At 56.3% G+C, this 11,758-nt stretch carries 10 protein-coding genes; 5 read left to right on the top strand and 5 right to left on the bottom strand.

Translation table 11 applies throughout. The features are described 5' to 3' along the window. Positions 1–763: 763 nt before the first annotated feature. From C8P69_RS22725 to C8P69_RS22710, 4 genes are all read left to right on the top strand, one after another. A complete protein-coding gene (locus C8P69_RS22725) occupies positions 764–1,369 on the top strand; it encodes an FkbM family methyltransferase (protein WP_108179720.1) in 606 nt (201 codons plus the stop codon). A gap of 368 nt (positions 1,370–1,737) precedes the next feature. Continuing rightward, positions 1,738–3,075, top strand: coding sequence for a nucleotide sugar dehydrogenase (locus C8P69_RS22720; protein WP_108179719.1), 1,338 nt, complete (start codon positions 1,738–1,740; stop codon positions 3,073–3,075). Next, positions 3,072–4,058: an NAD-dependent epimerase/dehydratase family protein gene (locus tag C8P69_RS22715; protein ID WP_108179718.1), complete on the top strand. Its 987-nt coding sequence runs from the start codon at positions 3,072–3,074 to the stop codon at positions 4,056–4,058. The genes C8P69_RS22720 and C8P69_RS22715 overlap by 4 nt, the downstream gene beginning before the upstream one ends. 7 nt (positions 4,059–4,065) lie before the next feature. Beyond that, the gene (locus C8P69_RS22710) at positions 4,066–5,004 is read left to right on the top strand and encodes a GDP-L-fucose synthase family protein (RefSeq protein ID WP_108179717.1); all 939 of its coding nucleotides are present in this window, start codon (positions 4,066–4,068) and stop codon (positions 5,002–5,004) included. Positions 5,005–5,453: 449 nt separating this feature from the next. Here C8P69_RS22710 and C8P69_RS22705 read toward each other — a convergent pair whose 3' ends face one another. The 5 genes from C8P69_RS22705 to C8P69_RS22685 are packed head-to-tail and all read right to left on the bottom strand — an operon-like array spanning position 5,454 to position 11,024. After that, positions 5,454–7,736, bottom strand: coding sequence for a glycosyltransferase family 2 protein (locus C8P69_RS22705; RefSeq protein ID WP_108179716.1), 2,283 nt, complete (start codon positions 7,734–7,736; stop codon positions 5,454–5,456). Positions 7,737–7,745: 9 nt separating this feature from the next. Beyond that, positions 7,746–8,654: an FkbM family methyltransferase gene (locus C8P69_RS22700; RefSeq protein WP_108179715.1), complete on the bottom strand. Its 909-nt coding sequence runs from the start codon at positions 8,652–8,654 to the stop codon at positions 7,746–7,748. Further along, entirely contained in the window at positions 8,654–9,343 is a 690-nt protein-coding gene (locus C8P69_RS22695; protein WP_170118368.1) for a class I SAM-dependent methyltransferase, read from the bottom strand. Before C8P69_RS22695 ends, C8P69_RS22700 begins: the two co-directional genes overlap by 1 nt. A gap of 58 nt (positions 9,344–9,401) precedes the next feature. Next, positions 9,402–10,616 carry a glycosyltransferase family 4 protein gene (locus C8P69_RS22690; RefSeq protein WP_108179713.1) on the bottom strand — a complete coding sequence of 405 codons (1,215 nt, stop codon included), beginning with the start codon at positions 10,614–10,616 and terminating at the stop codon, positions 9,402–9,404. A gap of 21 nt (positions 10,617–10,637) precedes the next feature. Beyond that, a complete protein-coding gene (locus tag C8P69_RS22685) occupies positions 10,638–11,024 on the bottom strand; it encodes a hypothetical protein (protein WP_108179712.1) in 387 nt (128 codons plus the stop codon). A 246-nt stretch (positions 11,025–11,270) separates the two neighbouring features. Here C8P69_RS22685 and C8P69_RS24625 point away from each other — a divergent pair, with 246 nt between their 5' ends. Next, positions 11,271–11,453, top strand: coding sequence for a helix-turn-helix domain-containing protein (locus C8P69_RS24625; RefSeq protein ID WP_108179711.1), 183 nt, complete (start codon positions 11,271–11,273; stop codon positions 11,451–11,453). The last annotated feature ends 305 nt before the right edge of the window (positions 11,454–11,758 follow it).

Here is an 11,758-nt window from a genome sequence, read left to right as displayed (position 1 = left end):
GTGGCTGGGGTCCACATCGCTCGCTCCAAGATGGCCTGAACAACCCCTTGGAATCACGAGTGCCCCAGTCGCTCAACCCTTTCGGGACGGGCTCTCAGTAACAACGATCACTGGCACGAACCCGCCTGGTACCTCGCTCGCCATCAAGCGGCGCCAGGTCAACAACAGCGTCCGGGATATGCCGTGGCGCCGAGCGGTCTGAGACCCAAGACGCGGTCCGCTCGTGCTCGTTGAAGATCTGATTTGCCGACAGACGTGTAAGAATTCTGCGGCATGCCGGGCTGTTACTAGTGCTTCGAAAAATAGATGGGTGCCCTATCTTTGGATAGGCACATCGTCGCGGATATATCGTACATGCACGCGTCAACCGGACCATTATTTTTGCTTTTCCGATGAGTAGTGCTCCTTTGCTAAAAAAGGGCTTACAATCTTTGTCAGTTTATCGTAACGTAAAGGGGCAGCTGGGAAGCGCCCGCGATTGCGCAACTGATTAACTAAAAACGTCACCGTGAAAATACCAAAGGCAACAGCGTATATTGAGCGGCATAGGGAGATTATATCAGATCCCTTAAATGTCTTCATTGAACGGGTCCCCAATGCAGGCCTTCGCATTGATCCCTCACACGTCGTTTTGCACAACGGTCATATAGTTCAACACATTGGTCCTTTCTCTTATTACGGAGCCTTTTCCGATATCTTGGTAACGAACCGCGGGGTACACGAACCGCTCGAAGAATTTTGCTTCCAAGAGGCCTTGGCTCGAATGCACGTCGCTACCCCGGTCATGGTGGAATTAGGCGCCTATTGGGGCCATTACTCCATGTGGATGATGAAGAAGAAGCCGCTGTCTCGCGTTGTCCTTATCGATGAGTCGGCCGAAAACCTAGGTAGCGCGCAATATAATTTCGGACTGAACGGCTATCGCGGAAAATTGTCAGTTGGGCGCATTGGATTTTGTGACGACACTCTAGGAAACATATGCACCACTCACAACCTGCCTATTATTGATATTCTGCATGTCGATATTCAGGGCGCAGAGGTTGATTTGCTACAAGACAGCATTAAGATCCTTAGCTCAGGGAGCGTCCGAATTATATTTCTTTCCACTCATTCAAATTATATCCATGGCCTCTGTTATCGACTTCTGCAGTTTTGCGGCTTCCGAATTGAAGTTTCTTCTGATTTCGATCATCATTCAACAAGCTATGATGGTTTCATCTTGGCTGCATATCATGACCTAGACCCGATTTTTCCTGGTTTTTTGCCTTGGGGACGAGCTGACATTTGTGAAGCAAATCCAGATCAAATCGTAGATTACATAAGACAGGTCGGGACGCTGCGCGCTGGTTGGAGTTCGGGCCTTCGATAAAAGATCATGGCGCCGCGGACCGCTTCCTTAAGGGAGTCGATGAGAGCGCGGTATACCCGAAGCCTCGCACGACGTGTCGGCAAACATCGTTCCGCTATCTCGATCTGCTGCAGATCAAGCTGGATCGGGATGAACAGCAGCCCAGTCTGTCCGCTGAGGCCCATCACTCGGCGATTTAGCGCATCGTGGAGTGCACGGCGGGCCAGGCTGCTGCCCCGCCAAAGGATTTGGGCTCTCGGCGGCCTGAGGACGGCAGTAAGGGAGCGGGCTCTCAAGCGGGCCACTGTGGTTCACTTGACGCTCCGAACCGACTGTGTCAGCAACCGCTGATCTCAATCGCTTTCCAAAAGCATCCGAGCGACCTCGCCATGTCTCATAATAAATACGACGTATGCGTCATTGGCCTTGGATATGTGGGTCTGACCCTCGCAACGGTTCTGTCCGAGGTTGGGCTCCGTGTTCTCGGGGTAGAAAAGCGCCAGTCAGTCGTTGAGATGACCGCGAATGGACGCCCCCATTTCAGCGAGGCCGGTCTTCAGGAAGCCCTGTCGCGCGTCACGAGCGCCAACCGATTGGTTGCTGTCACGGAACTCCCAGAGGGACTCGATTGCGGCATCTTTATCATCACGGTTGGCACACCTCTTAATTCAGACGGAGTTGCGCGGCTGGACATGATCGAAGCTGCCTCGGGCCAAGTCGCCAGATATATGGCTGATGATGCGCTCGTGATCCTCCGCTCAACAGTCAAGATCGGGACTGCCCGGAATGTTGTGTCGCCCATCCTGCGCCAGTCGGGAAAGCGGTTCGCCGTTGCCATGTGCCCCGAGCGGACCCTTGAAGGGCGAGCGCTTCAGGAACTGAGAGAACTTCCGCAAATCGTCGGAGCCGACGATCAGGCCACTCGGGATCGGGCTTCCTCCCTCTTCCGCCAGTTGACCAGTTCGGTGGTACAGGTTTCGAGCCTGGAGGCAGCGGAGGTGATAAAGCTCGTCGACAATACATTCCGCGATGTCCAGTTTGCCTTTGCGAACGAAGTCGCCCGCCTTTGCGACGCCTTCGGCATCAGCGCGCATGAGGTGATTTCCCTCGGAAAGCTGGGCTACAAGCGGACCAACGTTCCGCTCCCGGGCCTTGTGGGCGGACCGTGCCTTGAAAAGGATCCCCACATCCTCCGGGAAAGTGCACAGAGCCGCGGAATCGAACTCGAGATCACCCGCGCGAGCAGGCTGGTCAATGAGCGGCAGCCTGCCGAAACTGTGAGCTTCATTTCATCCAAAGCGAAAGCTCGCGGCATCGCCGATGACGCCAAAATCGCAATTCTCGGCATGGCATTCAAGGGAGTGCCGGCCACGGATGATCTGCGCGGCTCGATGTCGTCAAAGGTCCTTCATGAAATTGCCAGGGAACGTCCTAAGGCGGCTATTTACCTCTATGACCCTGTGGTCAGCCGGGAGGAGCTGGCGGCTCACTTTCCCAATTGCGAAGTCTCGCAGAGCCTGCAGGACGCGGTCCGTGACGCCGCAGTTGTGATCATAGCGAACAACCACCCCGCGCTGGCGGCCGTATCTCCTCGCGGTCTGGCGGCACTGATGTCGGCGAACGGGTTCATCTACGATTATTGGAACCACTTCAGCAGTCTTACTAGCGAGGAAAAGGGATCCTCTTATCTGGCCGTGGGTACCTCAGGCGTCGGAGAGCAGCATTGAAAAAGATTGCGGTCACTGGCGGCGGGGGCTTCATAGGCGCCTATCTGGTGAAGCGCCTCGTTCGGGACGGCTGGTCTGTCAGTGTCATAGACTCGATGATACGCGGCGACGCTAGTCGCTTCGCCGAGGTATCAGACGACGTGCGCCTCCACTCCATCGATGTACGCGACGAAGACGCCGTCACAGCCGCGATCACCGGTTGTGACGTGGTCATGCACCTCGCCGCTATCAACGGCACTGAGAACTTTTATAAACGGCCCGAACTCGTACTGGACGTCGGGATCAGAGGCGCGATCGCTGTCGTGAACGCCTGTCGCCGTGCCGGCGTGTTCGACCTGGTCGTCGCCTCGACCGCCGAGGTCTACCAGACGCCCGCCGTCGTGCCGACCCCTGAAACGGTTGCGTTGACGCTGCCTGACAGCTTGAACCCCCGATACTCCTATGGGGGCTCGAAGATCGCTTCGGAACTCATAGCATTCAACTACGCGCAAGAGCACTTCCGGAAAGTACAGGTATTTCGGCCTCATAATATCTATGGGCCCGACATGGGTTGGAAGCACGTTGTTCCCCAGTTCATCCTTCGGGCGGCAGAGTCGACACCCTCGGACAACCAGGCAGTCATACCGTTCGAGATCCAAGGTGACGGGTCAGAGACCCGCGCCTTCTGTTATGTCGAAGATGCTGTCGACGGCATTCTCAAGATGTATAGCAATGGCGAACATCGCGAAATCTACCATATTGGCAACGATCAGGAGGTCTCAATCCGGGGCCTGGTCGAAACGCTAGGATCCGTGATGGGATTGTCCCTGGCCATCCGGCCTTCGCCTGCCCCGCAAGGAGGCACTCCCAGACGCTGCCCGGACATCTCCAAAATGAGGAAACTCGGATACAGTCCCGCGGTCGATCTGGCGGAAGGGCTCCGGCGGACCTGTGAATGGTATCTGGCGCACCGTGATGTCGCAGCACCGAACGATCTGATGTGAGTAGGCCATGAACAAGGACTCAAAGATTTTCGTCGCCGGTCATCGCGGTATGGTCGGATCGGCTATCGTGAGAGGCCTCGTGCGGCATGGCTATGGAAACATCGCAACGCGCACACGGTCTGAGTTGCCCTTGGACGATATGGCCGCGGTGGACGCCTTTTTTCAGCGTGAGCAGCCAGAGTATGTCTTCCTTGCTGCGGCCAAAGTCGGCGGCATTGTAGCTAATGCCACAATGGGAGCCGACTTCATTCGCGAAAACCTTTTGATCCAGAACAACGTGATCCACGCCGCATGGGCGAATGGCGCACGCAAGCTGATGTTCCTGGGATCAAGTTGTATCTATCCACGCCTTGCGGCCCAACCGGTGAGCGAAGACGCTCTACTGACGGGACCGTTGGAGGAAACAAATTTACCTTATGCGGTTGCCAAAATCGCCGGCAAAGTGATGTGCGATGCGTATCGCAAACAGTACGGCTTCGACGCGTTCACGGTCATGCCGTCAAACGTATATGGGCAAGGCGACAACTTTCATCCTGAACATAGCCACGTGGTTGCGGGGATGATGCGACGTTTTCACGAAGCGAAACATGCCGGCAGCGAAGAGGTCGTTGTTTGGGGCACTGGCAGTCCAATGCGCGAATTGATCGACGCTGACGATCTGGCTGACGCATGTATCTTCCTGATGGAACGCTGGACCGACGGCGGTATGGTCAACGCAGGATCTTCCCAAGAGATTTCGATCCGCGACCTCGCTCATTTGCTTGCGGATATTGTCGGTTTCAAAGGGCGTATCGTTTTCGATACCCAGCGTCCCGACGGAACGCCGCGCAAGATCATGGATAACCGGCGTATCGAGCAACTGGGCTGGAAACCGTCAACGAGCATCGAGGCTGGTCTCAGGCACATGTATGCTTGGTGGCTTTCGACCATGCCGACGCCCGCCTGAATGGCAAGGTTGCAGTCTCAGGGACATGGGCCTGTTAAAACAACTATGGGACGGTCTCATCCGCGAGACCGCATCTGGTTCACTCTTCCTGAGGGCCGTTCGAGCGGCGGCCGTGAGCCTCGGTCTTTGGGCCAGGCCACACCGACGAGAACCATGACCATTGCGCCAGCCAATTGAGTCCCTTTGCGCACTCTCGGGGAAGACGGGCTACATTTGGGCATGAGTTAAAGCCGGCTCATGACATGCACGCCCCGCCCGGCGCTGCTGACCAAGCCCATCGCGGGTCCTCGCTCTGTACGAGCAACTCGCGCAGTGTGCCGACAGGCTTGAGCTTTAAGGACACTGGCAACTTCCGTCCCTTCTCGTGGGCATGTCGGTTCAGCCGAGTTACGACCCGGAGGCAAGCCCCGGTCACGACCCTCGCACGGACATCCGTTCGAGCGTTATGCTTACCTCAGCGAATAGTCGAGCCTATCAATCGACAGTGCCGGGTTGTAGTAGGCGTCACCGGCATCAATCGTTTCATGCCAGCGATCGATCAGCAGTGCCCTATCGCCAAGGTCGTAACCCTCGGACTTCCGCGTTAGACTTTCATGATGGACCACCCTCGTGTTCGCCGCGTAGACGATACGAAGCGCTCGCGATCGAATCTTCAAACAGAGATCAACGTCCTGGTAGTGCTTAGCATAATCCACGCTAAAGGCGCCAATCTGCTCAAAGACCGATCGCCGCATCAGGAGACAGGCAGCAGTCACGGCGGTGACCTCGCGTGAACAGGCCAGCGATCCCGCATAGCCATCGACATCCGGCTGGAACAATCGCATGACGTGATCCGCGGTCCCACGACACCCGAGCACCACGCCGGCATGCTGAACGCGTCCGTCGGGATAAGTCAGCATAGGACCGACGGCGCCGACGTCTTCCTCTTCGAAGAACATGGCCATTCTCTCAAGCCAATCACCGCTCAATACCTCAGTGTCGTTATTCAAGAACAGCAGCAGATCCCCCGACGCCGCGGCAGCCCCAAGATTGCAGGCTTTGGAAAAGTTAAATCTCTTCTCAAACGGGACCACCCGGACCGAATGTTCTTCAAACGCAGCCAGAGCGATCGGATCCGTCGTACCATTATCGACGACAATGATCTCATACTGCGGATAACGTGTGAGTTCACGAATGGATCGCAGGCAGCGCTCCACAATCGGGCCTTGATCACGCGACGGGATCACGATCGAGATGCTTGGGCGGGGCGTCGCGGCTGTAGGCACAAGCACGACGCGGTTCGGCAAGTGTGGATGAGCCTCCGCGGCCCATGACAGCCCGCGACGATCGAGAGCCGCCTGGACGGCAGCCACCTGCTTCTCGTCGATGCCCGACTTCTCTCCGGAACCCGCCGCCAAGCTGCCCTCAATAGCGCGCCACTTGTACACCACCCGAGGGATATGACCCACATTCGGACTTATCTCAGAGGCACGCAGTAGAAACTCAAAATCCTGCACACCGTCGTAACGGGAAAGGAAACCGCCAACCTTTTCGACAAGATCAGCTTTAACGACCAAAAGATGGCCTACATACATTACCCCCAGGAAGTAGATCGGCGACCAATCCGGTTTGAAGAAATGCTCTGTGACATGGCCGTAGCGATCCGACTTGACCTGATCAGTATACACGATCATATGGTCAGGATGATCGTTGAAGAATTTCACACACTCAAACAGGGCGTTTGGCAGTACCTCGTCATCGTGATCAAGGAACGCAATATACTCGCCAGACGCTGCGGCCACCCCAGTATTAGTCGCCGCTGATATGTTCCCGTTTTCCGTGCGAACAATGACCCGCATTCGAGCGTCGAGGACCGAAACTTCTTTCAATGCCTCAAGGGTCAACGGCGATGACGAGCGATCGTCGACGAGTATCAGTTCCCACTCCGTATAGACGCTAGCCATGACCGACCGGACGCAAGCGTGCAGCAATTCAGGCGCGGTGTTATAGACGGGGACCACGATCGAGACCAACGGACGGCGGTCGAACGCCCGGATCTGGCCCGGTATTCTCTCGAGCTCCCGGTCGTCTGGGAAAGTGGAGAAGGCAAGCTGCGAGGCAGGGGCAGATGGTGGACTGGCGAGTCTGCCCTCCCTACGGCCGTATCGAATGTAATGTACAAAGGGATTGAGCCAACTGTTCCGCACATCTTGATACCGCTCAACGTACCACGATATGTCGAAATCGCGCCGTGGCGTCAGGCCTAGCCGCGAACCATGGCGGAGGAAATGGCCAATCGGATCAATGCCCGCCTCTACCTGCTGACGGTACCAATCATGATCGAACATCCCGGATTGTTCAATCACATCGTACTGGGTCGCGAAACGACGGAGCGCTTCCGGCACACGTTCATCATGTGCGAGTTCGAAGCCCCACCTCGGCAGGTCTTGCCGACCATCGTCCAGGTAATCAGCCAGAACACCAGCGAACTGCCGCGTCGTACCTGCGGATCTCTCGATATTGCTAGCGACAAGATCGCAGGTGCAAATGATCGCCGAAGGGTTCCGTCCCTCGGCCCAACCGTAGTTCAAGAAATGCAATTGTGGATCAATACCCGCCGACCTCACGTCGGGCTCAACCCTCAGGTAGTAATCAGCGTCAAACCAGTCCGTCCTGCTGAGTCTCAACCCAATCTTGAGACCATATCGCTGCAGTGCAAAGAACCGCCGCAAGAAAGTCATCATGCTTGCCATAACGGACCTTCACGCGTGTATCGACCAACGGGAGGATTTGCCAACAGGCAGAAAGATCAAATTCATATAATTATATTTCCCGCGAGGCTGAATCTTATGTCCCTCAAGCCTACCAGTGCGAAACTGATACGGTCGATACCGTAGATCGCCCATCATGTCGATTAGGTCGCGCGTATCTGGAATACCAGAAGACTGGACATGGTCGAAATCACCAACTTCCAGAATAACGGCGGGCCGATTACGGGTGAGCAGTTCCTTGGCACCTTTGATGATTTCAGATTCCGCACTTTCCGCATCGACCTTGAGAACCGTGCATGAGACACCGCTCGTCGCAAAAAATTCGTCCAGTGACTCGCGCGCTACGCGTTCACGAGTCCCCTCCACGTTAACAGGAGAGCGAATGTTATCCTTGATCGTGTTGAATGCGCCGTACTCGACGCCAAAGTCCGTGTAATCGACAAAACCGTTGCTTTCACCGACTGCGCGATCACGCCAAATGACGTTGCCGAGGTGCTCGACATTTCGGGCCAAGAAAGCCAACGCCCTCCGTCCCGGTTCCCACGCGATAACTTTGCCCTGGGGTCGGACGAGAACCGAAGCTAGAGATGAAAAGTACCCGTAGTGCGCTCCTATGTCGAAAAACACGTCTCCCGAAGTAAGAGTCTTCGCCAAAAATAGCGAGATATCAATTTCATAGGATTTATGGACAAATATGTCCTGGCAAACTTTATCCCTGAGGTCGATATGCATGCGGGTGCCGAAGCAGGTCTCAACTTCTGTGACCGACGGCAAGACGGGATTTGCCACGACACCCATGATGGCATTTCGCAGATATTGGAGACGGCTTTGGTCCCACTCCCTCGCAAGGTTGTGAGTCACCTCGGCAGCCAACAGCCTTTCGTAAATTCCGTTGGCCATCAATCTCCCCGGAATTGAACCGAAATGCAGCGCCTCATAGGGAACTGCTCATAGGGCGTGGCCCCCCGCCATCGGTTGTGGGCCTCCGCAGACAGGAAGTAGGTGTCCGGATCGTCCGCTGCGAAATCGAGTGCGTCGGCCAGATCTGAAGCGCGGATGTGGCAATCCGCTGCGACGTGCGTCAGCATGTCGAGGTGGTAGTCGGAACCAATACCACGCAGCACATGATCGACCGCATGGATGTACACAGCCCCTTCGACCGATGCCTTGCGGACACCCTCGAACAAGTTGGCCATGTTATCGAGAGGCACATGTTCAAGCACGGAGATGGAGTAGATGACGTCAAACTCCGGTTCGATTACGGTGAGCTCATTGAGATATTCCCGCCGGAACCTCACGTCGGGATACTCGGAACAGTAGTGGTCAAAGGATGTCGGTCCGTTGCCACAGCCATCATAAGGATCGATGATCGTAACGTCATACCCGAGACGCGCGAGCAGGCCCGCCACCACGGGTTCGCCGGCGCCAATTTCTAGCAGTTTCGCCCCGGGATGAGCTGTTGCGAGGATGGCCTTCATCACCCAGCAGCGCTGCATGTCCTTCATGTCGCCCTGGTGGGTCGCCAAGGGACCAAAATGGTCCACGCTGTCGCAATGATCGGCGACCGTGCCCACGGCGACGCGCGGCACGCGGTACCCCTGGTATCGCGACCTCAGACGTGCGAGGACATCATCTGTGAAGAACTGGTCAAACCTTCTTCGACTGTCCATTTAGGATGCCCCCATTTGGCTTCTGCATGCACTGCGCATAGAAATGGACCAGGCTCTTGGCGTTTGTCGACCAATTGAGCTGCTCCTCGGCAAACCTGCGAGCATGAGCGCCCAAGTCTTTGCAGCGCGCCTGGTCGGAGACGAGAGTCTCAATTTTGTCTGCGATTTCCTCGCCGTCTCCACGCCGAAGAAGGATGGCATCGACACCGTCACGCAGTCTCAACCCTATGTTGGTTGCAGGAAGCAGCACAGGCCGGCCACGCGCCAGGAATTCGGGGATCTTAGATGGAAACCGATAGTCATTGAAGGCGTTACTGGCGCCAGGCTGTACAAAGAGGTCAGCGATCTGCAGAAGCCTTAAGAGTTCTTCGGAAGAAAGATAGCCAACTTCCATCACATTTGATCGAAGATAATCGAAAGAAAGATCCAATCCGTCAGTAAAGTTCTTGCCTGCGCGAATAAGGCGAAATTTTATCCCACGGCGCTGCAATATGAGATTGGCGGTGTAGAGCGAAAATATCTCCCGCTCATTAGCGCGATGCATATTGCCATGATAAACACAGACGATATCGTCTTCAGCGGCGCCATATCGCTGTCGCACCGAGCTTCGCTGTTCTGGGGAAAGCTCAGCGCCGAAATAGTCCACACTGACACCAGGCTCCAGAATATGGACAGGCACGTCAGGGTGGACGAACTCGCTCAGTGGCTCAACGATAACGGTAGCCCCAGAGGACCCGCGGATGAAATCTTTATAGCGGGTTGGATGTGAGAGGCTGAGAGGAAAGTTGTATCTACCGAGATTCTCAGTGGCAGCCACCAGTTCGGTCTGTTTAAGGCCGAGGTTAGCTGCCGTCAGGAGCTCTTCGTTATCCTCGAGGTGAACGACGTAATGCCCTGCGCCTTGGCTCATAAGCGTTTCGGTCAGAAAAACGACCTTGTCGCGCGGGGTCCAAGCGTGGATGATGACGTCCTGCGGTGAAAACCCACCCATAAGCGACGTCGGCTCGAAGTCCACGGATTCGTGACTGAAGTACTCTACCAATTCACCGCAGACCTCGCGAGCAGCGTCAGGGTCACCCTCTGCACATATCGCGACCGAGTGACCCAATTTCGCCAGCTCCGCAGCGAAGTTGGCTATGTGCCCACCCGAATTGCTCGCGTAGAGGCCGTAGTTGAGAAAAATGATCCGCATGGCGAGCTTCGGCAACGGTTGCTATTCAGTCCGCCGACCTTCGATCCACCCAATATTGGACCAGTGCGCCTTGAGCGACGCTTCATCCATGTCCGCCGCTTTGGTCAAATCGGGATTTGCCGCTGCGTACTTGTCTGCATCAACGGGGGTTTCCGGAATGGCGCGCCCTTCCCGTATGCCGTCCCAGATGTAATGCTGGAGCCCGCTGAGGAAGCTGCCGTTCACGACCGCCCGACCGATATCGGGGTGCGTCTCGAGGTACGCGCTTTCGTCGAACACATGTCGGCCGAACGCGATCGATGCCAGCCGCTCAATGATGGACTTGTCGAGCATCACGAGGCTCGGGTTGCTGGAGGATGTCCTCCCTCCCCAATTGGAGATCAGCCGGTCAATGGCGTTCTGGCTCATGGGTTTCCCCTGGTCGAAACATTCTAGCACGCGGTCCTGCGAGTGGGGTCCGCATACGATACCGTGCTCGGTTAAACAAGCGCTGTTTCCCGAAGATTGTGGCGGGCCGCGCGAAATTGGCAGGCTTGGTGCCACTTTGGTGGGCCATGGCGGCTTAATCAATAAAATTGGTACCGCAGACCGCTACCTTTAGGAAGCGGATAGGCGCCCCGTTGCGAGCGAAACGTGAACACGCTACCACGGAGTATGCTCCAACGGACTGCGTACAGGTTCCGGGCATGCCCCGACCCGGAACAGGCAAGTCTATTCCGGCGAACGGCCGGCTGCTGGAGGCTGGTCTATAACCTCTGTCTGGAACAGCGGCGGTTGGGATGGCAACGCGCAGCACCACGGCGCCCAACGGCGACCTCGCAGATCAATGAGCTCTAGGACCTCAAAGCCGCGGCGCCGTTCCTCCGGCAAGTGCCGCATCATCCCCTTCAGCAGGCGATCCGCGATCTTGATCGCACCTTCCAGAGCTTTTCGAAGGCCGCGCGGCATAACCTAAGCCGCGGACGAAGTTCCCGCATACATCCTTCCGCTATCCCGATCCGCTGCAGATCAAGCTGGACCAGGAAGGGCAACGGATCTTCCTGCCTAAGAGTCCGTCCCGGAACTCATGACGCTCGCGCGATGCGGCGGATAAGAACCATGGCGGCGGCTGCGTAGAGGAAGGCCGTCGCGGAGGCGATGGT

This window comes from Phreatobacter oligotrophus (assembly GCF_003046185.1).
Lineage (GTDB): Bacteria > Pseudomonadota > Alphaproteobacteria > Rhizobiales > Phreatobacteraceae > Phreatobacter > Phreatobacter oligotrophus.
The sequence above is the reverse complement of the archived record's forward strand: the minus strand, read 5'-3'. Positions and strand labels throughout refer to the sequence as shown.

Excerpts from the sequence above, each read along its gene's own strand:
- C8P69_RS22725 (WP_108179720.1), top strand. The coding sequence starts at position 764 with ATGCACGTCGCTACCCCGGTCATGGTGGAATTAGGCGCCTATTGGGGC.
- C8P69_RS22720 (WP_108179719.1), top strand. The coding sequence starts at position 1,738 with ATGTCTCATAATAAATACGACGTATGCGTCATTGGCCTTGGATATGTG.
- C8P69_RS22710 (WP_108179717.1), top strand. The coding sequence starts at position 4,066 with ATGAACAAGGACTCAAAGATTTTCGTCGCCGGTCATCGCGGTATGGTC.
- C8P69_RS22705 (WP_108179716.1), bottom strand. The coding sequence starts at position 7,736 with ATGGCAAGCATGATGACTTTCTTGCGGCGGTTCTTTGCACTGCAGCGA.
- C8P69_RS22700 (WP_108179715.1), bottom strand. The coding sequence starts at position 8,654 with ATGGCCAACGGAATTTACGAAAGGCTGTTGGCTGCCGAGGTGACTCAC.
- C8P69_RS22690 (WP_108179713.1), bottom strand. The coding sequence starts at position 10,616 with ATGCGGATCATTTTTCTCAACTACGGCCTCTACGCGAGCAATTCGGGT.
- C8P69_RS22685 (WP_108179712.1), bottom strand. The coding sequence starts at position 11,024 with ATGAGCCAGAACGCCATTGACCGGCTGATCTCCAATTGGGGAGGGAGG.
- C8P69_RS24625 (WP_108179711.1), top strand. The coding sequence starts at position 11,271 with ATGCTCCAACGGACTGCGTACAGGTTCCGGGCATGCCCCGACCCGGAA.